This window comes from Devosia algicola (assembly GCF_028816455.1).
In the GTDB taxonomy this organism is placed as follows: Bacteria; Pseudomonadota; Alphaproteobacteria; order Rhizobiales; family Devosiaceae; genus Devosia; species Devosia algicola.
Genome location: NZ_CP118246.1, coordinates 1,501,671 through 1,526,141, shown reverse-complemented (window position 1 = coordinate 1,526,141; position 24,471 = coordinate 1,501,671). Strand labels below are relative to the sequence as shown.

The following is a 24,471-nucleotide window of genomic DNA, read 5'->3' as shown; positions in this document are numbered from 1 at the left end:
ATAATGCTTTATGTCTGACATAAAAGCAAATCGAGTTTGTCTTTTGATTGGGTGCGGCATATGTCGCGAGCGCTAAGCGGCGGGATGAAAATGAGCAGCGCACAGGCGCAACAGTTCCTGCATGGGCGCATAGTCGGCAATGGCCCGGCGGAAGGTTGCGCCCGAGGGGCCGCTGCGCCGCCCCATGTCGAGCGGGGTAGGAATGATCGATTCACCTTGCATGCCGGTAACCGCCGCGTCCGGCAACATGCACAGATAGTCTCCCTCCTGAAGCAACCGCAACGCGGCCAGAAGCGAACTGGAGCGGGCGCGGATCTGCGGCGGCACGCCGGTGCGTTCGACAAGAGTGTGCAGGGTTTCAGCCTCATAGACCGGGTCAATAGCATAAATGACCCAAGGGTACCGGTGCAGTGCTGCATAGTCGGTGGGGTTGCATTGATGAATGGGGTGGCCGGTGCGGGCCATGACACGGTCATGAACGCGGGTAAATTCTCGGGTTTCGAGTCTGGCTGGACAGCATGTCTGCCGCGTGCATGCCGCCAAAGGACACATCGATCCTGCCCTCCATCAGGTCGGCATTGACGGCGGCACCGGACCGATTGCCAATTTCAACAACCAGATTTGGAAACATCTGGTGCAGCTTTACCAGAATTGCGGGAAGTGCGACTGCGGACCAGAGCGGGCCGGCATTGATGCGCAGCAGACCTTCGGCCAGGCGACCACCACTGGCCAATTCAATTTCAGCCAGCTCCCAGTCGCGCGCCAGACGCGAAATGGTGGAGAGCAGCCGCTGGCCAAATCCGGTTGGTCTGACACCACGCGCGTGTCGTTCCAACAGCGGTTGAGCATAGTGTTTTTCAAGTTGCGCCAGCGAGCGGGACAGCGCTGGCTGGGTGATGTTGAGCCGTTCGGCGGCCCGACGAACGCTGCCCGCTTCAGCAATCGCCTGAAAGCGGAACAAGAGATTCATGCGGTCTAGCATAGTGATCAAATTCCTTAATCGCTGTTGGCGAGAATGGCATTTGTTTTCTATAGCTGCAATGGATAGGACGAAGGAATTATTTCGGAACGACTGGCCAATGGTTGTTTCCGAATATTGGAGGAGAAGACACAATGAAGCGTATTACCAGTGCTGGCATGAGCCGGCGCAGCTTTTTGGTAGGCTCGACTGCGTTGGGCGCGGTGGCGCTAAGCGGCATCGTGCCAAGCCTGGCGCAAGAATTCAGCATTGCCGAGCCAATCGCGCCGCTTGAAGCCGATGGTCCGTTCCGCTGGATCGATAGCGGCGACCAAAAGGCCGTGTTCTACAAGGCGTTCTTCAAGAAGTATGGCGAAGATCGCGGTATCGAGGTGGTCTATGACGGGCTGCCCTGGAACGAAATCAACACTGTGCTGCCGCTGGGTGTGCGTAATAATACCGCCCAGGATGCGTTCTGCCTGCCACTGAACCTGCCACCGGCCTTCGCGGTCAAGGAAGGTTGGGTGCAGCCGCTTGACGATTATATTCCGGATCTGGCGGCCTGGAAGGAAGGCTTTCCTGCTGGCGCGTTCCTTGAAGGCATCAATGAGTTTGACGGCAAGACATATGGCTTGCCCTATACTTCAGCCCGCGTGACCAGCGCCCACGTGCTGTTCAATCGCCAATATATGCAGGATGCCGGGTTCGATCCGGAAACGACACCACTTGATTGGGACACGTTCCGGGAATCTGCCCGCAAGATCACTGAAAACAGCAAGGGCCGCGCCTATGGCCTTATCATGGGCGGTGCGCAGGTCAATCGTTGGGCAGATATCACCCGGACGCTGGCCCAGATGGCTGGGCGGGCGTGTGGCGATACCTCGATTGGCACCGGCATTGACTTCCGGACCGGCGAGTTGGTGTTTGACAGCGACGAGTTTGTCGGCGCCGTTGAACTGCTGCTGGCACTGAATGCCGATGGGAGCATTTTCCCCGGCATCATGGGGTTGAATGCACCACAGGCACGCGCACTGGTGCCTCAGGGTGCCGCCGGGATGATTTTGCAGGGGCCGTGGAATATTCCGCAGTGGGAACGCGAGAATCCGGATTTCGACTTCGGTATTGCGCCACCACCGGCACCAGCAGGGACGACCGGAACATATGTGATCGCTGGCAGTCTGGCATCATCGGCGAATACAATGTTCATCAATGCCAAGGCCAAAAATCCGCAAATTGCGGCTGATGTGTTCCATTATCTCGGTACTGAGCAGGGCCAGACCGATTGGGGCAATGTGGTTGGACCGTCTGATCCCCCGATATTCCCGGCCGCGCAGGCCAACTCAACCATGTCAGAACGCTCCAAGGCGGCACTCGCCATGTTCCAGGATGTCATCCGCATCGGCCCCAATCCGTTCGCGCGCAATCCAGCGCTTTCGGAAGTTGCAAAGGCCTATGTCGAACCGACGCCGAGTCTCGCACAGACCGTGCAGGGACTGTTTACCGGCCAGGCCAGCGGCATCAAGGAGCAGTTGACGACGCTCAAATCGGCGACCAACACCGCGCTGGACGCAGCCTTCAAGGCGGCCAAGGACGGGGGCGCAGACGTCAGCCGCGACGAACTGGTTTTTGCCAACTGGCAGCCAGAACGTGACTATGTCGGCGCTGACTACAAAGCGCTCTGATCTCCCCGACCGGGCCCGTCCGTACCACTCACGGGCGGGCCCTCGATTAGAGAGTTCCTTCATGGCAAGTTCAATTTCGACAGTTCCGCACCGCGCCGGGCTGGGGCATCGCCTCTGGCAGAGCCGGATCGACTATCTGTTCCTCGTTCCGGGAATGGTGATTTTCGGGCTGTTCATACTCTATCCCCTGTTTGCATCGCAGTGGTTTTCGCTGCTCAACTGGTCGGGATTTGACGCCAATCAGGCTTTTGTGGGCTTTGCCAATTACGCAGAACTTTTGCAGGACAAATATTTCTGGGACGCGTTCGCGCGCTCGTTCATATTCACGCTGAGCACCGTTCCGGCGCAGATGGCGGTGTCGCTCGTCTTTGCCATCATTCTCAACAACAAGCTGTTGCGGATGTCGGCGCTGTTTCGCACCCTGATCTTTTTGCCGGTTGTTACCCCCGTCGCCATTATCGGCATTGTGATGACCATCATGCTCAGCCCCTTCAACGGGCCGGTCAATATCGGGTTGCTCGATGCGGGCCTGATCAATCGGGCCATTGATTTCCTTGGTGATCCCAATCTCGTCCTTTGGACGCTGGCGGGGATTTTCGTCTGGAAGTGGGTCGGGGTGACCATGGTCTATTGGCTGGCGGCGCTACAAACCGTGCCGGCCGAGCTTTATGAGGCCGCCAAGTTGGATGGGGTCAAGGGCTGGCAGGTGACCTTCTTTATCGTTTTACCAATGATCACCCCGTTTGCCATCGTCATTGCACTGATCTCGGCAATTGGCGCGCTCAATGTGTTTCCACTGATCCAATCAATGACGCAGGGCGGGCCCTATTTCGCCTCCGAAGTGATGGAAGTCTACATTTTCCGCAATGCCTTTGCGACGCTCAACGGGGCAGTGCCAAGGCTCGGCTATGCCAGTGCCGCCGGCGTGTTCTTCGGGCTGGCGATCATGGTGCTGACCATTCTTCAAATATTTGCCGTTCGCTATCTGCGCAGCCGGGAGAAGCCAAATGGCGCTTGAAGCCGCCAGCAGTGCGGCCAGCGAATATGTCATTCGCCAGCCATTGATCACGCCACGTGTGCGACGCTGGATCGTCAGCGCCCTGCTGGCTGCGGTGTGCTGTATCTGGATCTATCCGCTGGTGTGGATGGTATCGGCGTCGTTCAAGACCAATGCGGCCATTTTCGCTAGCGAAGGATTGATCCCCAGCCAGCCGGTATTCGACAATTATCTGCGGGCCTGGAACGAGGCCAATATTGGTGCCTATTTCTTCAACACGCTGTTTGTCACGGTTGGCTCGGTGCTGCTGGTGACCATTGCCACAGCCATGATGGGCTATGTTCTGGGGCGGCGGAAGTTCTTGGGCCGCGGTTTCATCTTTGGCCTCCTGGTTTTCACCATGTTCGTGCCGCAGGGCTATACCATCATTCCAGTGTTCGAACTGTTGAGCATGCTGGGGCTGGGGCAATCGCTCTGGGGCGTGATGCTGGCGACAACCGGTGGGTCGTTCGTGATCTTTGTTCTGCTGTTTGCTGGCTATTTCAGCCAGATGCCGGACGAGCTTGAAGAAGCTGCCAAGATGGACGGCGTCGGGTTTGTTCGCACCTTCTGGTACGTGATGCTGCCGCTGTCCAAGCCGATCATTGTGACGGTTATCGTCATGCAGACCCTATATGCCTGGAACGATTTTCTGCTGCCATTGGTGGTTACGCTGGCCAATCCCGCGATCCGCACGCTTTCGGTGGGGGTTTATGCCTTCAAGGGCGAAAACTTCGTCGATTGGGGCGGGATGACCGCCGCCTCGACCATCACCATCGTGCCGGTGGTCGTGCTGTTCCTGTTCCTGCAACGCTATTTCATTGATGGACTGGCTGGCGCGGTAAAGGGCTGAGCGAGCCATGTTCGACAATTTCAACTGGAGTGTCTCACCCCATGCCCGGACTTAGTCTCAAAGGTGTCACCAAAGCCTATGGCGCCACCAAGGTAATCCATGGCGTCGATATCGAGATCGACAAGGGAGAATTTTGCGTCTTTGTTGGCCCATCGGGGTGCGGCAAGTCCACGCTGTTGCGCATGATCGCGGGGCTGGAGGAAATATCGGGCGGCGATGTGTTCATCAATGACCATCGGGTCAACGAGGTCGATCCCTCGCATCGCGGGGTCGCGATGGTATTCCAGACCTATGCGCTTTATCCGCATATGAGCGTTGAGCAGAATATGGGTTTTGGCCTGCGTATGAATGGACGGCCCAAGGCCGAGGTTGCCAAGCGGGTCGAGGACGCGGCAAAGATTTTGCAGATCGAGGAATTGCTGGATCGCAAGCCACGGCAATTGTCCGGTGGACAACGCCAGCGCGTGGCAATCGGGCGCGCCATCGTGCGCGATCCGCAGGTCTTTCTGTTTGACGAACCGCTGTCTAATCTGGACGCTGAGTTGCGCGTTGCCACGCGGCTGGAAATTGCCAAGCTGCATCGCCAACTGGGCGGGGCCACCATGATCTATGTGACCCATGACCAGGTCGAAGCGATGACGCTGGCCACCAAGATCGTGGTGCTGCGCAAAGGCATTGTCGAGCAGGTCGGCGCGCCGATGGAGCCTTACAGCAACCCCGCCAATCTGTTTGTCGCCGGGTTTATCGGTTCGCCCAAGATGAATCTTATCGATGTTACGCCGGGGGCGGGCGGTGCGTTGCAGTTCAAGGATGGCCGCAGTCTCACGACTTCCGGTGATGCTCACAACGTTGCAACGGTGGGTGTCCGGGCCGACCAATTGCGCTCGGCGCCAGTGGAATCGGCGGCGCTGACCGGAGAGGTCAGTGTGGTCGAGCGTTTGGGCGATGCGGAATTTGTTTATGTGCGCACAGGTTGGGGCCAGGAAATCGTTGTGCGATTCGAAGGCGGCACCGACACACCGGTGGGCTCGACGGTCGGGTTCGACCTTTCTGGGCGGACGCACTTTTTCGATGCTGGCGGGGTCGCGATCAAGGGTCTTGCGGTCGCCAGTTCTTAATTTCATTTGCCGCGGATCGACCGGGCGCAATTACCAAACAGGATAAACGATGCAGCCGAACATATTGTTCATCATGTCCGACGACCATGCGGCGCGGGCCATTTCAGCCTATGGGCAGGGATTGAACCAGACGCCCAATATCGACCGTCTGGCCACCGAAGGCATGCGGCTCGACAATTGTTATGTTACCAATTCAATCTGCACCCCGAGCCGGGCGGCGATCCTGACCGGGACGTATAATCACGTCAATCGGGTGACGACGCTCGATACCCATATCGACAATCGTCTGCCCAATGTAGCCAAGCATTTGCGCGCCAATGGCTATCAGACCGGCATGTTCGGCAAATGGCATCTGGGTGAGGGCAAGGCGCATGAGCCGACCGGCTTTGATCAATGGTCGGTGCTGCCAGGTCAGGGCGACTATTTTGATCCGGTCATGATCGACAAGGACGGTGCGAGACTCGAGGTGGGATACGCCACCGATATCATTACGGACAAGAGCCTCGATTTCATCAAAAACCGGGATACCGACAAGCCATTTTTTCTGATGTGCCATCATAAGGCGCCGCATCGCAGTTTTTCGCCGCATCCGAAATATCGCTCGCTTTACGACGATGAGGACTTGCCGGTTCCAGACAGTTTTGACGATGACTACAGCAATCGCGGAGCAGCGGCGGCGGCGGCCAAGATGCGGGTTCGCGCCGATATGACCTACGAGGATCTGGGGCTTATCCAGCCGGAAGGCGGCGCGGAAATTGGCGAGCCTGATGTTTGTGGGCGGGCGTAATCGCAAGGTACCGGACGTCCCTGAGGGCGGCGAGTTGCGGCTGGTCGATGCGCTGAGCGGCAAGAATTTTGTGTTCACCGATAGTGCCGAACTGGCCCAGTTCAAATATCAGCGCTACATCAAGCGCTATCTGCGCACGGTCGCCTCGATCGACGAAAGCGTCGGGCGGCTGCTCGACTATCTCGACGAGAGTGGTTTGGCGCAGAATACCATTGTCATCTATACGTCGGACCAAGGCTTTTTCCTCGGCGAACATGGGTGGTTCGACAAGCGGTTCATGTATGAGGAATCGTTGAAAATGCCGTTCCTGATCCGCTATCCCGAGGCGATCAAGCCGGGCAGTACGTCACAAAAAATCGCCACCAATGTCGATTTCGCGCCGACATTTCTCGATTATGCCGGGGTGCGAGTGCCAACTTACATGCAGGGCAGAACCATGCGCCCAGTGCTCGAGAGCACGGCCCGAGATGAGTGGGAAAACCTCGCCTATCATCGATACTGGATGCACAAGGATATCATCCACAATGCCTTTGCCCATTATGGGGTGCGCAATGAGCGCTACAAGCTGATCTATTGGTATAATGACCCGCTGGAGCAGTTGGGCGCTACCGATGGCAGCGAACCACCCGAATGGGAATTGTTCGATTGCGAGGACGATCCATTTGAATTGAACAATCTGGCGCATGATCCGCAGCACCGGCAGATATTTGAAACCATGCTTGGATTGCTGGATAGCAAAATGGATGAGATCGGTGACCTTGCAGAGCATGACACTCGTGCGGTATTGGCTAGCTAGGCACATGCTGGTTTGCGTTGCCTACGCCACATAAAGGAAAAATCCAATGTCATGCTGCGCGCCCGCGCGCGGTCCGGGCGACAAGTCCGCCGTTGCTGTTTCGTCCCTCAAATTGGACGCCAATTCCGTTAAAGTGACGCCACGCGTCCGATTTGCGGCAACGCGCAGCATTGTTGGCACGAGCAAGCCCGAAATTGCCGGGGATGGCGAGGGGCCGATACGTACTGTAACGCTCAAGGCATTTTCCCTCGATGCGCATTCGGTGACCAATGCCCGGTTTGCCGCGTTCGTGGCGGCTACCGGTTATGTCACCGAAGCCGAACAATTTGGCTGGTCGCCAGTATTCCGGGGACTGCTGGACGGTCAGGGCGTGCCGCCGCCATCCAATACAGCGACGCCCTGGTGGGTAAAGGTCGATGGATCATACTGGGCGGCGCCTGAAGGACCGGACAGTTCGGTCGAGGCGCGCATGGACCATCCGGTAGTGCAGGTCTCCTGGGCCGATGCCAAGGCCTTCGCGGCATGGGCGGGTGGTCGGCTGCCAACGGAAGCCGAGTGGGAACATGCGGCGCGCGGCGGCTTGGAAAATCCGAAGTTTCCATGGGGCGACGAGGAGCCTGACGACCAGACAATATTCTGCAATATCTGGCAGGGCGCGTTTCCGCATACCAACACTCTGGCCGATGGATTTTTGGGGACTTGTCCGGTTGAAGCGTTTGAGCCCAATGGGATGGGCCTTTACGGTATGGCGGGCAATGTCTGGGAATGGACGGGCGACGCCTTCAAGGTGCGTTCGCTATCGCGCGAGGCCAAGGTGCGCAATGCCAACGCCAGCAAAACCCAGGAAAAAGTGCTCAAGGGCGGCTCGTTCCTTTGTCACATATCCTACTGCTATCGCTATCGGATTGCGGCACGGTCAGCGCTTACGGCGGATTCATCGGCCAGCAACACCGGCTTTCGACTTGCCTATGACGACTGAGCGCCACCTAGCGCTCGCCCCTGACAGATAGTCTTCGGTTTTTCGAGCATTTGTCATCTTTCCAGTTTTGACGGCTGTCCCCCTCGGCACGCCGTCGCGTGCTTTTATTGTTTGATCGGAACGCATCTTTTATGCCTGGCCCAGATATTCACGCTGACATTGTCGACGAAACCGGGGCGAAAGCGGAGGAAACAAGGGAAAAGGAAGGGCGCTTGACCCGGCTTGGGCGCCGGTGGGGTCATTGGCATCGACAGGTGGTCAGCAATAACCATATCGGGATTGGTGCGCGGCTGCGCATGCTGGTGCGCCAGCGTGAACTTTGGTTGGTGCTGCTGGCGGTAGGTGTGGGGTGCATAGCAGGTCTCGTCGTTGTGGCGCTGCACGAACTGGCCTATCTCGTCCAGACACTGCTTTACACATTGCCGCCCGAGCAACGACTGAGCGGGCTTGGTGGTATTGACCTTGGTCAAGCCTTTATCCCGGCGGCGGGTGGGATTATCCTGGGTGCCATCGCGCTGTTGTTGCGCAACCGCAAGTCGCGTTATGTCGATCTGGTCGAAGGCAATGCGCTGCACGGGGGGCGCCTGTCGATGGTCGACAGTTTGATCATTACCGGTCAGACGGTGGTTTCCAATGGATTTGGTGCGTCGGTCGGCCTTGAAGCGGCCTATACGCAGATGGGGGGCGGTATCGCTTCCAAACTGGGCGATCTGTTCCAACTGCGTCGGGTTGATCTGCGTCGATTGGTGGGGTGCGGGGCGGCAGGGGCGATCGCTGCAGCCTTCGGTGCCCCGTTGACCGGCGCGTTTTATGCGTTCGAATTAATCATCGGCACCTACACCATTGGCACGCTGGCGCCGGTCATGGCGGCCTCCATTGCGGCGGTGTTGGTTAGCGGTCTGTTTGGCCACGGTGCGCCCATTGTTTCTATTTCGCAGGCCGTGGCGATAAATTTTCCCCAGATTGCCGTGATCCTGTTGTTCGGGCTGATTTCGGGTGGCCTGGGGATCGTGTTGATGCGGCTGGTGACCTGGGTTGAGGCGGGGTTCAAACGGCTCAATATCCCAAACTATCTGCGGCCGGCGGCCGGGGGCTTGCTGCTGGGCGGGATGGCATTGATTTCGCCAAAAGTGCTGTCGTCGGGTCATGCGGCGCTGCAACAGGCGTTTGAATCTGATCCGCTGCCAATCTGGATTGCGGCATTCGTGGTTGTGCTCAAGATAACCGCTTCGGCAGTGTCGCTGGGGTCTGGATTTCGTGGTGGGCTATTTTTTGCGTCACTGTTTCTTGGGGCGATGGTGGGGCAAATCCTGTTTGCTGTCGTTCATTTCATTGACCCATCGATATTTGTCGATGACAGCGTGCCGATGCTGGTGGGTATGGCGGGGCTGGCCGCCGCCATTGTCGGTGGTCCACTGACAATGGCGTTTCTTACGCTGGAAACATCGGGCAGCCTGCCGCTGACGGTGGCGGTGCTGGCCTCGGCGGTCGCCTCCTCAATGCTGGTGCGCGAAACCTTTGGCTACTCGTTCACCACATGGCGATTCCATCTGCGCGGCGAGACTATCCGCAGCGCCCATGATGTGGGGCTGTTGCGCAATCTGACCGTTGGCAAGATGATGCGGCGGGATCTCAAGTCGATCCCGTTGGGTCGGCCAATCCGCGAATTTCGCAGGCTCTTTCCCCTGGGCTCGGCACAACGGGTGATTGTCATGAACGATCAGGAAAAATATGCGGGCATGATCTATGTCTCGGACGCCTATGGCGAGGGGGTGGACGATGAGGCAGCGCCGATCGATGAGTTGATGCGATTTACCAACAATGTGCTGCATCCGGCGATGGCGGCCAATGACGCGGCGCGGATATTTGACGAGGCCAAGGCCGAAGCGCTGGCGGTGGTAACCGATCTTGCCGACCGTACCGTCATCGGGACGTTGACCGAGGCCCATTTGTTGCGGCGCTATTCAGAGGAGCCTTGAAAAGGTCCGGGTAGATCTGTCTGGTCAGCGCTAGGATGTTTGGATGCCGATGCGATATTGGTGCTGGCAATTTATGCTGCTAGACCGGGGCAGTGGCGCCGCGATCCAAAGGAATTGATCCCGTGAAAGTTGTATTTCTGCTGTTTGATTCCCTCAATAAGGCGGCACTCAATTGTTATGGTGGCACGCGGATAGATACGCCGAATTTTGATCGGTTGGCGGCAAAATCGGTGCGATTTGACCGACACTATGTCGGCTCGATGCCCTGCATGCCGGCACGCCGGGACATGCATACGGGGCGGCTGAATTTTCTGCATCGCAGCTGGGGACCGCTTGAGCCGTTCGACAAATCCTTTGTCAAACAATTGCGTAATGCGGGCACCTATACCCATCTGGTAACCGACCATTTTCATTATTTCTATGAGGGCGGCGGCACCTATCATACCCAGTATTCAAGTTGGGATTTCGTGCGCGGGCAGGAGGGTGATCGCTGGAAGGCGATGGTTGAGCCCCCCATGGACCGTTTCGAACAACTGTACCACCCGCACCAGACCAGCCCTGAAGACGAGCGGTTTGTACCGCATATGGTCAATCGCGAAACCATCAAGACGGAAGCCGATTTTCCGCTGGCCCAGTGCATGGCGCGAGGCTTTGAGTTTCTCGAGGGCAATCGGGACAAGAACAATTGGTTCTTGCAGCTAGAGTGCTTTGACCCGCATGAGCCGTTCTTTGCGCCAGAGCGCTTCCGCAAGGATTTCCCCACTGACTATGACGGGCCGATCCTTGACTGGCCCCGCTACTCGCGGGTTGACGAAAGTGCCGCCGAGATCGACGAGTTGCGCGCCAATTATGCAGCACTGGTGGCAATGTGCGACGAGTATTTCGGCAAGGTGCTGGACTATTTTGACGAGCATGACATGTGGAAAGACACCACTTTGGTGGTGTCGACCGACCATGGCTATTTGTTGGGCGAGCATGATTGGTGGGCCAAGAATCGCATGCCGTTCTACAATGAAATCGCCAATATTCCATTGTTCATCGCTCATCCCGATCATGCCGATCAGGCCGGTTCGGTGCGCACCGGGCTTACCCAGACGATGGATCTGATGCCGACGTTTCTAGACCTGTTCAACCAGCCGGTTCCTGACACTGTCGAAGGGCGATCGCTGCTGCCGCTGTTGGCAGCGGATGGACCAAACCACGAGGCGGTGCTTTACGGGATTTTTGGCGGGGCGACGAATATCACCGATGGCCGCTATACCTATTTCCGTTATCCGGTCGATGTGCATGAGCAGGAGATTTATGAGTATACGCTGATGCCGACACACCAGCGCAGTCACTTTTCGGCCGAGACACTGGCGCAGAGCAAGCTGACTGAGGGCTTTGGCTTTACCAAGGGCATGCCCACGTTACAAATACCGGCACGCAAGGCGCCGGATGGGCGGGTGTTCGGTCAGGGGTTGATCGAGGACACGACGACCGTGCTGTACGATCTGGAGATGGATCCGGGTCAGACCAACCCGATCGAGGCGCCCGAAGTCGTGGCGCGGCTTGAACGACAGATGGTTGAATTGATGCAGCGAAACGAAGCACCAGTTGAGTCCTACCCCCGATTGGGCCTCGCGCCATAAGTGCGAGGGTTGGACATGAGGCTGCTACCGGTGTGAACACTAGGGAATGTTTGGCGATCCATTGAATCGTCAAACTGGCCTAACGTCTTGTCTATAAACCATAATTTCAGATCGAAACCCGGCGCCAGATCTCGCTTGCCATATCTTATATCACCAGCCCGGTTTTTTGATCAAAGAAGTGATATTTTCCGGGCTCGATGACAAAGGCGACGGGGGAGCCGGGGGGCAGGGTGACGCGTTCCTTGACGGTAGCCAACAGGTCGCTACCGGCGCATGTGCTACTGACCAGGGTCTCGGCGCCTGTGGGTTCAACCAGCGTCAATTGACCTTTGAGCCCGTTCTCGCCCTGTGCAAAGTCCAGGTTTTCCGGGCGGACACCCAGATCAATGGCCCGTCCGGCTTCCACCTTGTGATCCAATTGCAGGACTTGCCCATCAGCCAATTCCACCTTGCCATCAGCCATGGTGGTTGCCGGTAGAATATTCATCGATGGCGAGCCAATGAAGGTGGCGACAAAGCGATTAGCGGGATGATCATAAAGGTCCAGTGGCGTGCCGACCTGGGAAATGTTGCCGCCCTCGAGGACAATGATCTTGTCGGCCATGGTCATGGCCTCGATCTGGTCGTGGGTCACGTAAACGATGGTGGTCTTGAGCTTTTGGTGCAGGGTCTTGATCTCGGCCCGCATCTTGACGCGCAGCTTGGCATCGAGATTGGACAGGGGCTCATCGAACAGGAATACCGCGGGATCACGCACAATGGCGCGGCCCATGGCGACACGCTGGCGCTGACCGCCCGACAATTGTGCCGGTGTGCGCTCCAAAAGTTCACCAAGTCCAAGAATATCGGCGGCACGATTTACCGCCTTGGCAATCTCGGCCTTCGAAACCTTTTTGAGCCGCAACGAAAAGCCCATGTTCTCGGCCACGGTCATATGCGGATAGAGGGCATAGTTCTGGAACACCATGGCAATGTTGCGCTCTTTTGGGAGCAGATCATTGACGACGCGCCCGCCAATGGAAATTTCACCGCCAGTGATCTCCTCAAGCCCGGCAATCATGCGCAAGAGCGTAGACTTGCCGCAGCCGGACGGGCCAACCAGAACCGCAAACTCACCTTCGTCAATATGAGCATCGATGCCGTGAATAACTTCAAGGCCACCATAGTTCTTGACCAGTGCGTTGATATCAATATGAGACATGGGCCTATTTTCCTTGCAGTGCGCGGTTCATGGCGATGTCGATATGTTCGCCCAGAGCAGTGGCAGCGCTATTGCCGTCGCCGTTTCGACAGTGCTCTAATATAGACATATGTTCACCCAGTGCCGCAATAGCGCGCTGGTGTGACATGCGATTACTGACCTTGATCAGGCGTAGACGTGCGACGTTGACCTGATAGACCTCGGTCAACAGGCCATTATCGATATGGTCTATAATCTTGTCATGCATTTCCCAATCAATGTCGACGGCGGTTTCCAAGACTTCGTCGGGCACGTCTGTTCTTGCTGATTCAAGGACTTGCAGTGTTTTGTTCATTAATTGAGTCACTTGGTGCTCATTGTCCGGTTGGGCAAAGGAGCGAACGGCCTGCATTTCGAGCATTTTGCGCAGGCCGAAGGCTTCACGAATGAACCGTGTGGTGATGTCTGCGACCTGAATGCCGCGTTGCGGGTGCACTTTCAGCAACGATTCGTGTTCGAGCCTTTTGAATAGCCTCGCGCGCCGTCGCAATAGGCACGCCGGCCAAGTCCGCCAGTTCTTTTTGCGTGACGAACTGGCCCGGCGACAGTTCGCCGGACAGCAGGCGCTCTCGAAAGTTCTGATAGGCAGCGACACGGGACATAGAGGTCTCACGGTTGTTGATCTGAGGGTCGCCCAGCGCTTTTTGATGAATGACCCGCGGCGAAGCTACGCCGATTCAACCAGAAAAGACAGACTGAAGTCAACTCGATTTATGAATAGACAATCACTGATTGATCAGTTATCGATATCGACATGAAGACAGTTTTGATGGATCAACCCGGCGCCACGAGCGCTCACAGCATCGACCGAATCGAGGCCTATGCGCTGGCGTGCGCGGTCGAGGGCGGGCCGGTATCGACACTGGCGCTCATGCCGGTGCGCACGGGTCTATTGATCAAACTGACCAGTACGGATGGTGCTGCCGGGTGGGGTGAGGCGTGGTGCAATTATCCGCCCAAGGGCAATCTCAACAAGCTGGGCCTGCTCGAAGATCCGATCGCGCCGACCTTGTTCGATCTGCCGCGATCGGGATGGGACGCGGTGCGGCCAACGCTTGAAAATCGCCTCCATCGCATGGTCGTTCATACCGGCGAGTTTGGACCTTTCGCGCACTGTTTTGCAGCCATTGATATGGCGATGGCCGATCTTGCGGCGCGCCGGGACGGCATTTCACTGGCGACATTGCTGGGCGCGGGACAAGCGACCAAAGCGCGGGTCTATGCCAGGCTCGCCCGATATACGCGACGTCGACAGTTTGCCAATGCGCCTGCGCGAGGCCGGCCATAGCGGGGTCAAGATCAAGATCGGCTTCGATAGCGAGCGGGATCGCCAGGTGCTGGCCCGGTTTCGCAAGGCCGATGATGGCGGCTTGGCGCTTTATGTTGATGCCAACCAGAATTGGTCCATTGCGGAGGCGTTGCGCATTATTGCCGAAATTGCTCAGTTTGAGCCGGGCTTTGTTGAAGAAGCAATCTTGGCGGATACCCCAGTTGCGCAGTGGCAGGCGTTTGCCAAACAATCGGCATTGCCGCTTGCAGGTGGCGAAAATATCGCCGGACTGGCGAGCCTTCAAACGCCATGTCGACGCGCGGCTCCTGAGTGTAGTGCAACCCGACGTGGCGAAATGGGGTGGCGTAAGCGGCGCGTTGGCTGTGGGTCAGCATGCGCTGGCCAACGGGGCCGGTTGCACCTTGCACTATATGGGCACCGCCGTGGGGTTGGCGACGTCGCTTCATACATTGGCAGCAATAGGCGGGGAGGGGCGGGTGGAGTTGGACTTCAATCCCAATCCGCTGCGAACCGACCTGGGAGCGATAGATCTGGTGCCCGTTGCGGGGTTCCTGTCGCTGCCAGAGGGGACGGGGATCGGGTTTGAGCCCGACCCGATGGCGTTGGAACGCTTTGCCATCGCCACACTCGATATCAAGAAATAATCGTTCAATGGAGGAAAACACATGAGACATCATATTCTTACCAAGCTGCTGCTTGCCGGCACCGTGCTGGCGATGGGCGCTGGATCTGTTCTCGCCGACGCCAATCTGGTGTTCCGCTTCAATGATAGCGAGCGTGACGAGATGCGTGCAGCGCTGGATGAGTTCGAGGCTGCGAACCCAGGGATAAAGGTCGAGTTGCAAACCATTGCCTGGAATGACGCGCGCGACCAGTTCTTGCGCGAGTCCGCAGTCGGTCAGGGACCTGACGTTGTGCACATCGCCTTCGTCTGGACCCAGGAAATGGCAGAGGCGGAAGCCATCATGCCGCTGGATGAGTTGACCAAATATGGCGAACTGCCAAACGGGTTCGATGATTTTATCGCTACGGACCTGACCATGTATGAAGGCAAGGCATATGGCTTGCCGTGGACGGCAGATACCTGGGCAATGGTTTATCGCACCGACGTTCTGGCCGACGCCGGTATCGACGATTTGCCAACGACCTGGGCTGACCTGCGCAAGGACAGCGAAATCATCAAGGAAAAGACTGGCAAAACCGGCTTTTCGTTCCCCGCTGCCAATCAGGTCTGGTTCCCGGCCAATTATTATCTGTGGTCCAATGGCGGCAGTTTCATCGAAGCCGATGGCAATGGCGGGTACAAGGTTGGCGCCACGCGCGAGCAGATCGCCGATGACATGAATTATTTCAAGGGCTATATCGATGATGGTCTGGCGCCGCGCTCGATCCTGTCGATCGATGAACCTCAGGACCCGGCACTGATGCAGGGGCTTCTGGATGGCTCACAGGCCATGGCATTGATGCCGACCAATACATATCGGCAATTACTGGGCGCCTATGAACAGGCGCATCCGGATGAAAAAATACCATTCAACTCCGGTATCATGATGGCCGGATCGCAAGCGCCGCAGACCCATCTTGGCGGGCGAACACTGGCGGTCAATGCCAATACCGAGCATCCCGAAGAAGCCTGGAAGCTGGTGCAGTTCCTGTCGTCCGCCCCAATCTTTGAAAAATACTATACCAACCAGTTCCCGGCTCAAAAGTCGCTGCTGTCAAAGATTGAATATCGGCCTGAAGAACTCGGCTTCGCCAAGGAGCCTGGCCGATCACACCCGCACCTGGGGTGCCTATGCCGATAGTGGCGTTGGCGTTGGTCCATTGTGGAACCTGACCGCGCGGGCCTTTGGTACGGCGCTGTCTGGTCAGTCGAGCACCGAGCAGGCGGCCGATGACCTGATTGCCGAAATCAACCGCATGCTGGGTCAATAGCTTTCCCGCGGCAGGGGCAGCAGCCCCTGCCAACTTTCTCGTTTTATGAATAGGCCGTTAGGATGACCTTGTCTCCCAAGATGCGCACCAGAATGACGGTGTTCTGGATGTTGCTGCCGACATTTTTGATCCTGATCGGGTTTTACCTGTTTCCAACGCTTTATAATCTGGAACTGAGTTTTTCAGATATCACGCTGCTCAAACTCAAAAAGGGTGGCGATTTTGTTGGCACCACCAACTACACCGAGTTCCTGACCAGCTCGTCTTTTCGCGATATCGCCATCAATACGGTATTCTGGCTGACCGCGATTTCGGTGAGTGTGCGCATTGTGTTGGGCTTGCTGTTTGCGCTGTTGCTGAATTCGAAATTTCTAAAATCCATGCGGCTGACTACCATTGCGCGCCTGATGCTGCTGGTGCCATGGGCTACGCCGCCGGTGGTCGCTGTGATCGCGTGGCGCTGGTTATTCGATCCAACCTATGGGCCGATCAATTCCTGGTTGATCAGTTCGGGGCTTATCAGCGATCCAATCGCTTTTACGGCGAACCTTGCAACGGTCTGGCCCGCAATCATTACCATCATCGTGTGGAACACTACGCCGCTCATTGGCGTCAGTCTGCTGGCAGCGCTTCAAACCATTCCCGAGGATCTCAATGAAGCCGCAGCGATTGATGGTGCTAACCGCTGGCAACAATTCCGCTTTATCACGCTGCCTTATCTGATGCCCACGATATCGGTTTTGACGCTGATGAGCGTCATCTGGACTTTTAACAATTTTGTCTATGTCTGGCTGACGACGGGCGCCGGACCCGGAACCTTCACAAATGTGCTGGCGACCGAGGTCTACATGAAAGCCTTCATAGATCTGCGGATCGGCTATTCGGCGGCCATCGGGGTGTCCATGGCGGTGGTCATGGCGTTCTTCGGCGCCATGTATTTCCGCTATTTCGGCCTGACCGAAATGCAAGACAAGGTGGGTTGAGATGATGAAAACCAGATCAACCAATGCACTCGCCAACGGCATCGAGAACGGTGCCTTGCTGGTCGCGTTCGCGGTCTTCGCGGTTTTTCTACTGGGACCCGCATTCTACGTGTTCAAAGGTTCATTTGAAAACCTGTCGGTGTCGCTGATATCCAGCGATGGCGGCTGGACGTTGCAGAACTATGTTTCGCTGTTCCAGTCGGGTTATTTCATCTACGTCGTCAACTCGCTGGTGGTGTGCATTACAGCAACGGTGCTTGCCTGCACCATTTCGCTGTTTTGTGCCTATTGCCTGTCGCGCTTTCGGTTCAAAGGGCGGGGATTTGTGTTCGCGGCGATCATGGGCGGGCAGTTTTTCCCATGGATCATTCTGGTCAATCCAATCTTTATCGTTTTTGCCCGCACCGGGTTGATCAATAGCCAGATCGGGTTGATCCTGTGCTACACAGCGTTCATTACCCCGTTCACGATCTATTTGATGGTGGGATACCTGACCACCATTCCAAAGAGTCTTGATGAAGCAGCCATTGTTGATGGCGCCTCCCGGTTTACGGTTGTGACCAAGATCATCCTGCCGATCATGTGGCCGGGCATGGTGGCTGCGGGCACATTCGGGTTTTTGCAAAGCTGGTCAGAATATTTGTTGGCGCTGGCGCTGATCACCGACAATGCCAAAAAGACAATTCCGCTGGGGCTTTATCAGTATTTTGGCGACGTGCAGGTGGATTGGGGCGCAGTCATGGCCGGATCGGTTGTGGCCACGGTGCCAACGCTGCTGCTGTTCCTGCCGCTGCAACGCAAACTGGTCTCGGGCCTCACAGCAGGCGCGACCAAATAGCGGGTCGTTGGGCGCCGCCCGCAGTAACGGCGCATACTCACATAGATTGGCCGTATAAAGTGACGTCGCGTGGCAGGTTGCCTGAACGGCCTCTTCGGCCAAGTCTTGTTCGCCATTACACTGATGGAACGAATGTTTGTTTCGACGATCGACGCTAGCGATATGCGTCGCTAATGACTATGAATTGGGCGGTGTTGACGGGCAGGCAGAATGTTGTGCCCGTCATCGTTAGAGGATTCTCGCGCGGCCGACCTCTGTCGACGAACGTGTAGCTCATTTATCAGGATTGGAAATTCATCGTGCAGACCATGATAATCGAAAGCGTTGAAGTCAGTCGCGTCATTGAGACACCGACACCGACGCCGGGCAGGGGCGAGGTGCTGGTCAAGGTTGATTATGTGGGCTTGTGCGGTAGCGATCTCAATACATTCATGGGTGTCAATCCGCTGGCCAAACTGCCGCGCATTCCCGGCCATGAGATTGCCGGAACAGTAGTCGAACTCGGCGAGGGGGTTCAGATTGAGGGTGGGATCGGGGCACGGGTGGTTGTGGTGCCTTATACGACTTGCGGCACCTGTTCTTCATGCCGCAAGGGGCGGGTTAATGCGTGCCGCTACAATCAGACAATGGGTGTGCAAAAAGACGGCGGCATGAGCGAGATGCTTGTGGTTCCAGTTGAAAAAGTCATTGTGAACAATAATTTGCCGCCTCAACGACTGGCATTGGTCGAGCCGCTCTCGGTGGGATTTCATGCAGCCGCGCGCGGTAGCGTCGGCAAGGGTGATCGTGTCGTGGTGCTTGGCTGTGGCATGATCGGGGTCGGGGCCATCATGGGGGCAGCGGCGCGCGGCGCCGAGGTCATCGCGGTCGACCTTGGATCAGCGAAAAAGGACAAGGCCCTGGCATTTGGCGCCGCGCACTTCGTTGCTTCGGGCGAACAGGATCTGGACGCCATCGTCAATGAAGTGACAGGGGGCGATGGCGCGGATGTAGTGATCGAGGCGGTGGGTGTGCCTGATACCTTCGTCAAGGCTGTCGATCTGGCCTGTTTTGCCGGTCGTGTGGTTTACGTCGGCTATTCAAAGGCACCCGTGAGCTACAATACATCGCTGTTCAATCTCAAGGAATTGGACATTCACGGCTCGCGCAATGCCACTCGCGCCGACTTTGAGGCGGTTATTTCCCATCTTGAGGGCCTGGGCGATGTCGCCGACGACCTGATCTCCAAGATGTTCCCGCTATCGGACGCGGCTGAAGCCTTGCCCCACTGGTTGCGCGAACGGGCGGATACATTCAAGGTCATGGTCAAATGCTCGTAGCCATGGGTGTGGAATTGGGCAAATGTCGACGGGTCAAGCTAACAGGCCGATAATTTGATTTCGTGGATTGTGGGATAGTAATGCCAACCAGCGATATTGTGCGCGTTCATGATCGGGGTTTCGAGACTTGTCTCGATAAGGGCGCCGAAGTCGTCAAACTGTGGAGCGGTGGCAAATGGGTTGAGGGTCCGGCCTGGTTTGACGCGGGATATCTGATCTGGTCGGACATACCCAATGACCGGATGCTGAAATGGGACGCGACGATCGGTACAGCCAGCATATTTCGATCGCCGTCCGCGCTGTCAAACGGCAATTCGGTGACCCGTGACGGACGCTTGCTTACTTGTGAGCAGGCCAGTCGCGCTATTTCTCGTACCGAGCCAGATGGTCGTATCACGGTTTTGGCGTCTCATTATCAGGGCAAGCGGTTCAATGCGCCCAACGACATTGTTGAAAAGCTGGATGGTTCGATCTGGTTTACCGATCCCGATTATGGACCAGCAGGGCGGGAGGGATCACTCGAGATCGGCGGATGCCACGTCTATCGAATTGATCCGCAAAGCGGGGGGTTCGTCAAATGACCGACGATATGGTGATGCCAAACGGACTGGCGTTCTCACCTGACGAGCGATGGCTATATGTCGTGGACACCGGCAGCACGCACCAGCCCGACGGGCCGAACCATATTCGTCGGTTCGAGGTTGCCGCTGATGGATCACTTGGCGGTGGGCAGGTTATTGCTCGCAATGAGGCCAAGGGATTTGATGGCTTGCGTGTCGACGTTGAGGGCCGCCTATGGTGTGGCAGTTGGGATGGCGTAGATTGCCTCGACCCTGACGGCGCGATGCTGGGGCAAATTCTGGTGCCAGAACGGGTGGCAAATCTGGCATTCGGTGGACCCGACCGCAGTTTGCTTTATATGTGCGGCACGACTTCGCTCTATTCATATCAAACCAACGTCGTCGGAACGCCCTGAGCAGCAATAGTGGCGTTATAGTCGGCCCATGATGAGATCGGCGCAACGATCACCCAGCATCATGGCCGGAGCCGTTGTATTGCCGGCATTGATGTTGGGTACTGCTGACATGTCGCATACGCGTAATCCATCTACCCCCCGAACTCGCAAGCGTGCGTCGAGGACTGCCATCCGGTCGCCGTCCGCACCCATGCGCGCGGTGCTGGCAGGATGATAGTTGGTTTTGACGAAGCGTTTACAGTGGGTGCGCAATGCCTCGTCGGACAGATCGGCCGGGTCAGGGCTGACGATGCCACGCGTTCGCTCGGCTAGCGGTTTTTCGTCAAAGGCCCGCAGGAAAAAGCGTTGGCCGTCAATCATAGCCTGCATGTCGTCCGGATGCTTCAAAAGGTTCGGCGAGACTAGCGGCATGGCGGCAGGGTCGGCAGAGGCGAGGCGCACTTCGCCACGAGACTTGGGCTTGATCAAAACCGTGGTGATGGTCACCCCATAATCGTCCTTGAGCGCATCTAGGGCGTCACGGTCCAGATAAACAATAGGCACGCAAAAAGCCTGGATGGTAGGGGGTGCCTCGGGGGCGTTGGGGTTAACGAATGCGCCTGCTTCGATGCCGGCAGAGGTGATGGGACCGCTGCCGAAGAGCCTTGAACTGCAAGCCGTTGCGGAGCATGCGCCAACCGACGCCCTGCTTGTAATAACCATAGGGGCCATTGGCATAGGCGGTCATGGGCACTTCGGGGTGGTCAATCAGATTTTGGCCGACGCCGGGCAGATCAACCAGGCATTGCACGCCGTGCTCAGCCAGGTGGGTCGCGGGACCGAGGCCGGACAGCATCAGCAATTTAGGCGTGATCAGCGCACCGGCGGAGAGGATGACTTCGCCCTCGACGGTCACGCGATTCTCTTGGCCGGCGCGATCTTTATAGATAACGCCGATTGCCCGCCCATTTTCCACGACAATGCGTTGCACTTCGCTATGCAGGCGCACACTCAGATTGGGGTTGTTGGCTTGGGGTGTTACATAGGCGTAGGCGGCGGACGAGCGTTTGCCATTGCGATTCATGAACTGGTAAAAGCCGACGCCCCGCTGCGTGCCGTCATTGAAATCGGGATTGAAGGGTTCTCCGAGCCCCTGAACCGCCTGCACGAACCAGCGCGAGACCTCATTGATGTGGCCGGGGTCGGATACGAGAAGGGGGCCGGCGTGGCCGTGAAATTCGTTGTTCAGCCGATTGTTGTTTTCCATTCGTGTAAAATGGGGCAATACGTCCTTCCAGCTCCAGCCAATGGCGTCATTGTTGCCGCGCAGGGTTTCCTGCCATTCATCATAGTCAGCGGCGCGACCGCGCATATAGACCTGGGCATTGACTGAGGTGCCACCACCGAGCACGTGGCCCTGGGGAATGTCGTGGATGCGCCCGTCCAGATGAGCCTGGGGCGTTGTATGATGGTAGTGCATGAATTTCGAGCCATTGATCATCTTGAATATGCCGGGGGGCATATCGAGCAATGGATGGCGATTTGAATGACCTGCCTCAAGCAGCAGCACGCGCGCGCGCCCTTCACTGGCGAGACGCGCGGCAGCAACGCACCCTGCGGCGCCGCCGCCAATAACGATATGGTCGAATTTCTCGCTCATAGCTTATCAATGTTGAAAGTTACGCGTACGTGCTCCCATGCCGCGTTCAAGTGCTCGGTCAAGGCTGCCTCGGCCGCTGCTGGATCTCGCTCCAGTATGGCGTTCATGATGGCTTCATGGGCACGATAATTCATGGCGTTGCGTTCCGGGGAGCGAAGCATTTTGCTCCAATGGGGTGCCAACCAAGCAGTGTAGCCTTCGTGAATGGCTGGAAAAATCGGGTTGCGGATTACGCGATAGAGCGCACCATGAAATGCAGTATCGGTGCGATAGAATTCAAGCGAGTCTGAAATGGCGGCTTGATTGGCGGCCAGGGCTTGTTTGAGATCGGCAATGTCCTGCTTGTCGGCAGACACGGCGGCCTCACGCACCAGCGCACGCTCAATGAACAGGCGACTTTGATACAAATTCTTGACGCCCCCTTGGTCGGCAAGCAGGTGCCTGACCACGCCACTGACGGCGTGCAGCGCCGACTCGTAATCGGGTTTGCGTACGACAGGACGAAATCGGGGTTTGCTTTCAACCAGACCGCGATTGGCGAGTATTGAGATGGCCTCGCGAATTACGGTGCGGCTGGTACCAAACTGTTCCATCAGGTCGCGCTCGGCGGGTAGCGGGCTATTTGGCGCCAACGCGCCTGAGCTGATCTGCGCCTCCAGTGCCGCCGTGACGGCATCGGCGGCCCGCCCGCGTGACACTGTGCCGTCCGCTGCGGTCATCAGTGCATCTCCGGACTCTTGCCCCATCGGTTCGTGTACCTGATTGTTGTTGGTCGGCGATGCCGCATTTGGTAAACCAAATTATTCACAATCTAATGCCTAGTGTAAATGTAAATATTGAAATTGCTGGGTTTTGTCACAAGAATTTGGATACGGTTTGACCTTGCATCGCGTCTAAGATCTATATAGAAATTATATGGTAGGACCAAAATGAAAGCGGCGTAATGGATAATCGCAACGATTTCAGCACAGAAATTGCCCATGAGACCATGTATGTCGATGGGGCATGGCTGAGGGCTCGCGGCCGTGAGCGGATCGAGGTGCGAAACCCGGCAAACGAGCAAGTGCTGGCGACCATTGAAGAGGGCACCATCGAAGACGCGGTGCTGGCACTGGAAGCGGCGCGGCGGGCGCAACCGGCCTGGGCCGCCCTGCCGGCGCCGACGCGTGGGGCGCTGGTGGCCAGACTTGCCGATGCCGTGACATCCAATGCCGAGCACTTGGCGCGCGTGGTGACGCTTGAGCAAGGCAAGCCAATCTCTCAGGCGCGCGGAGAAATCGGGGCGGTGGTGACGTTCCTGCGCTATGCGGCGGAAAATGCGCGTCGCATCGAGGGCGATATCATTGCCTCGGACAATCGGGATGAAGAGATACAGATAAGGCGGCATCCGCATGGTGTGGTCGTCGGCCTGACGGCGTGGAACTATCCGGCTGCGCTGGCGGCGCGCAAACTGGGACCGGCGTTGGTAACGGGCAACACATTTGTCTTGCTGGCCCACGAAATTACACCCCTATCGGGCCTTGAGTTGGCGCGATTGGCTCACGGGGTTGGTTTTCCACCCGGCGTAATCAATGTTGTGACAGGGCGGGGTTTGGTGGTGGGCAAGGCGCTGGTCGAAAGCCCGCTGTCGGACCTGATCACCATGACCGGCAGTACCCGCGCCGGCAAACAAATTTATGGTTCGGGGGCGGCGGGGCTCAAGGTCTTGCGGCTGGAGTTGGGCGGCAAGGCGCCGTTCATCGTCATGGAAGACGCCGATGTTGACGCGGCGGTAAAAGCGGCGGTGGCGGCGCGTTACACCAATTGCGGGCAGATTTGCACCTGCAATGAACGGATGTATCTGCATCGTGATATTGCGGACCAATTCCTTGACAAGTTCGTTGCTGCATCCAAGGCATTGACGATTGGCGATCCAATGGACGATCCCGACATGGGGCCGAAGGTTAGCGCACTTGAGGTCGACAAGATCAAGGACATCGTTGATCGGGGCATGGGGGATGGGGCGGAGATGTTGCTCGAAGGTGGCCCGCTGACCGGCGGCATCTACGACAAAGGCCACTGGTACGCGCCCACGGTGCTAGAAGTGCGCGACAACGCATCGCCGCTGGTTCAGGAAGAGGTGTTTGGTCCGGTGGTTCCGGCAATGCGTGTCGACAGCTTCGAGCAGGCAATATCGCTGGCCAATGACACTGAGTATGGTCTTTCGGCCTACCTGTTTACCCAGAACATGAAGCGCTTGCTGGCACTTCCCAGCGCGCTCAAGTTTGGCGAAGTCTATTTCAATCGCAGCAATGGCGAGGCCATTCAGGGATTTCATACCGGCTGGGGGCATTCGGGACTGGGGGGCGAGGATGGCAAATACGGATTTGACGGCTATTTGCGCAAGCAAACGCTTTATGTGAACTGGGGCTAGATAAACCATGGCGCGGCA

The 24,471-nt window shown here is 57.2% G+C and carries 24 protein-coding genes and 2 pseudogenes; 18 read left to right on the top strand and 8 right to left on the bottom strand.

Going from position 1 to position 24,471, the window contains the following annotated elements:
* Positions 1-72: 72 nt before the first annotated feature.
* Positions 73-465, bottom strand: a complete 393-nt coding sequence (locus tag PSQ19_RS08115) for a LysR substrate-binding domain-containing protein (protein WP_282220360.1) — start codon at positions 463-465, stop codon at positions 73-75.
* 7 nt (positions 466-472) lie between these two features.
* Complete coding sequence (locus PSQ19_RS08110) at positions 473-970, bottom strand: LysR family transcriptional regulator (protein ID WP_282220359.1); 498 nt, start codon at positions 968-970, stop codon at positions 473-475.
* Between the two features lie 143 nt (positions 971-1,113).
* Between PSQ19_RS08110 and PSQ19_RS08105 the strand changes: the two genes are divergently transcribed.
* From PSQ19_RS08105 to PSQ19_RS08065, 9 genes are all read left to right on the top strand, one after another.
* A complete protein-coding gene (locus tag PSQ19_RS08105) occupies positions 1,114-2,640 on the top strand; it encodes an ABC transporter substrate-binding protein (protein ID WP_282220358.1) in 1,527 nt (508 codons plus the stop codon).
* Positions 2,641-2,701: 61 nt separating this feature from the next.
* Positions 2,702-3,658, top strand: a complete 957-nt coding sequence (locus PSQ19_RS08100) for a carbohydrate ABC transporter permease (protein WP_282210702.1) — start codon at positions 2,702-2,704, stop codon at positions 3,656-3,658.
* Positions 3,648-4,529 (top strand): carbohydrate ABC transporter permease, encoded by an 882-nt coding sequence (locus PSQ19_RS08095; RefSeq protein ID WP_282220357.1) that lies wholly within the window; start codon positions 3,648-3,650, stop codon positions 4,527-4,529. Before PSQ19_RS08100 ends, PSQ19_RS08095 begins: the two co-directional genes overlap by 11 nt.
* A 41-nt stretch (positions 4,530-4,570) precedes the next feature.
* Positions 4,571-5,647 carry an ABC transporter ATP-binding protein gene (locus tag PSQ19_RS08090; protein WP_282220356.1) on the top strand — a complete coding sequence of 359 codons (1,077 nt, stop codon included), beginning with the start codon at positions 4,571-4,573 and terminating at the stop codon, positions 5,645-5,647.
* A gap of 49 nt (positions 5,648-5,696) precedes the next feature.
* Positions 5,697-6,434: a sulfatase-like hydrolase/transferase gene (locus PSQ19_RS08085; RefSeq protein WP_282220355.1), complete on the top strand. Its 738-nt coding sequence runs from the start codon at positions 5,697-5,699 to the stop codon at positions 6,432-6,434.
* Entirely contained in the window at positions 6,403-7,230 is an 828-nt protein-coding gene (locus PSQ19_RS08080) for a sulfatase/phosphatase domain-containing protein (protein WP_282220354.1), read from the top strand. Before PSQ19_RS08085 ends, PSQ19_RS08080 begins: the two co-directional genes overlap by 32 nt.
* A gap of 46 nt (positions 7,231-7,276) precedes the next feature.
* Positions 7,277-8,209, top strand: coding sequence for a formylglycine-generating enzyme family protein (locus PSQ19_RS08075; protein WP_282220353.1), 933 nt, complete (start codon positions 7,277-7,279; stop codon positions 8,207-8,209).
* A 131-nt stretch (positions 8,210-8,340) separates the two neighbouring features.
* A complete protein-coding gene (locus tag PSQ19_RS08070; RefSeq protein WP_282220352.1) occupies positions 8,341-10,188 on the top strand; it encodes a chloride channel protein in 1,848 nt (615 codons plus the stop codon).
* A gap of 122 nt (positions 10,189-10,310) precedes the next feature.
* Positions 10,311-11,819 (top strand): sulfatase, encoded by a 1,509-nt coding sequence (locus PSQ19_RS08065; protein WP_282220351.1) that lies wholly within the window; start codon positions 10,311-10,313, stop codon positions 11,817-11,819.
* Positions 11,820-11,964: 145 nt separating this feature from the next.
* Here PSQ19_RS08065 and PSQ19_RS08060 read toward each other — a convergent pair whose 3' ends face one another.
* From PSQ19_RS08060 to PSQ19_RS19790, 3 genes are read right to left on the bottom strand one after another with little or no spacing between them, the layout of a single operon-like run.
* Positions 11,965-13,020 carry an ABC transporter ATP-binding protein gene (locus PSQ19_RS08060; protein WP_282220350.1) on the bottom strand — a complete coding sequence of 352 codons (1,056 nt, stop codon included), beginning with the start codon at positions 13,018-13,020 and terminating at the stop codon, positions 11,965-11,967.
* Positions 13,021-13,024: 4 nt separating this feature from the next.
* On the bottom strand, positions 13,025-13,495 hold the full coding sequence (locus PSQ19_RS08055) for a GntR family transcriptional regulator (protein ID WP_282220645.1): 471 nt from the start codon (positions 13,493-13,495) through the stop codon (positions 13,025-13,027).
* Entirely contained in the window at positions 13,440-13,661 is a 222-nt protein-coding gene (locus PSQ19_RS19790) for a GntR family transcriptional regulator (RefSeq protein ID WP_407649109.1), read from the bottom strand. The genes PSQ19_RS08055 and PSQ19_RS19790 overlap by 56 nt, the downstream gene beginning before the upstream one ends.
* Before the next feature lie 152 nt (positions 13,662-13,813).
* Here PSQ19_RS19790 and PSQ19_RS08050 point away from each other — a divergent pair, with 152 nt between their 5' ends.
* The 8 genes and pseudogenes from PSQ19_RS08050 to PSQ19_RS08020 all read left to right on the top strand — a co-directional run bounded on the left by PSQ19_RS08050 (position 13,814) and on the right by PSQ19_RS08020 (position 20,401).
* Positions 13,814-14,347 carry an enolase-like domain-containing protein gene (locus tag PSQ19_RS08050; RefSeq protein WP_282220349.1) on the top strand — a complete coding sequence of 178 codons (534 nt, stop codon included), beginning with the start codon at positions 13,814-13,816 and terminating at the stop codon, positions 14,345-14,347.
* Positions 14,280-14,576 (top strand): annotated as a pseudogene (locus tag PSQ19_RS19785) (enolase C-terminal domain-like protein); the annotation flags it as partial. The gene PSQ19_RS08050 and the pseudogene PSQ19_RS19785, both read left to right, overlap by 68 nt.
* A 22-nt stretch (positions 14,577-14,598) precedes the next feature.
* Positions 14,599-14,994, top strand: a complete 396-nt coding sequence (locus PSQ19_RS08045) for an enolase C-terminal domain-like protein (RefSeq protein WP_282220644.1) — start codon at positions 14,599-14,601, stop codon at positions 14,992-14,994.
* A 21-nt stretch (positions 14,995-15,015) separates the two neighbouring features.
* Complete coding sequence (locus tag PSQ19_RS08040; protein ID WP_282220348.1) at positions 15,016-16,155, top strand: ABC transporter substrate-binding protein; 1,140 nt, start codon at positions 15,016-15,018, stop codon at positions 16,153-16,155.
* A gap of 192 nt (positions 16,156-16,347) precedes the next feature.
* Complete coding sequence (locus PSQ19_RS08035; RefSeq protein WP_282220347.1) at positions 16,348-17,268, top strand: carbohydrate ABC transporter permease; 921 nt, start codon at positions 16,348-16,350, stop codon at positions 17,266-17,268.
* Between the two features lies 1 nt (position 17,269).
* Complete coding sequence (locus PSQ19_RS08030; RefSeq protein ID WP_282220346.1) at positions 17,270-18,106, top strand: carbohydrate ABC transporter permease; 837 nt, start codon at positions 17,270-17,272, stop codon at positions 18,104-18,106.
* A 308-nt stretch (positions 18,107-18,414) separates the two neighbouring features.
* Positions 18,415-19,425 carry a zinc-binding alcohol dehydrogenase family protein gene (locus PSQ19_RS08025; RefSeq protein ID WP_282220643.1) on the top strand — a complete coding sequence of 337 codons (1,011 nt, stop codon included), beginning with the start codon at positions 18,415-18,417 and terminating at the stop codon, positions 19,423-19,425.
* Positions 19,426-19,505: 80 nt separating this feature from the next.
* A pseudogene (locus tag PSQ19_RS08020) lies at positions 19,506-20,401 on the top strand (SMP-30/gluconolactonase/LRE family protein).
* Positions 20,402-20,416: 15 nt separating this feature from the next.
* Here PSQ19_RS08020 and PSQ19_RS08015 read toward each other — a convergent pair.
* From PSQ19_RS08015 to PSQ19_RS08005, 3 genes are read right to left on the bottom strand one after another with little or no spacing between them, the layout of a single operon-like run.
* Entirely contained in the window at positions 20,417-20,944 is a 528-nt protein-coding gene (locus tag PSQ19_RS08015) for a GMC oxidoreductase (RefSeq protein WP_282220345.1), read from the bottom strand.
* Positions 20,945-20,987: 43 nt separating this feature from the next.
* Entirely contained in the window at positions 20,988-22,040 is a 1,053-nt protein-coding gene (locus PSQ19_RS08010) for a GMC family oxidoreductase (RefSeq protein WP_282220344.1), read from the bottom strand.
* Positions 22,037-22,759 (bottom strand): FCD domain-containing protein, encoded by a 723-nt coding sequence (locus tag PSQ19_RS08005; RefSeq protein WP_282220343.1) that lies wholly within the window; start codon positions 22,757-22,759, stop codon positions 22,037-22,039. Before PSQ19_RS08005 ends, PSQ19_RS08010 begins: the two co-directional genes overlap by 4 nt.
* Positions 22,760-22,983: 224 nt before the next feature.
* On the opposite strand from PSQ19_RS08005, the gene PSQ19_RS08000 reads away from it, so the two are divergent.
* Complete coding sequence (locus PSQ19_RS08000; RefSeq protein ID WP_282220342.1) at positions 22,984-24,453, top strand: aldehyde dehydrogenase family protein; 1,470 nt, start codon at positions 22,984-22,986, stop codon at positions 24,451-24,453.
* Positions 24,454-24,471 lie beyond the last annotated feature (18 nt).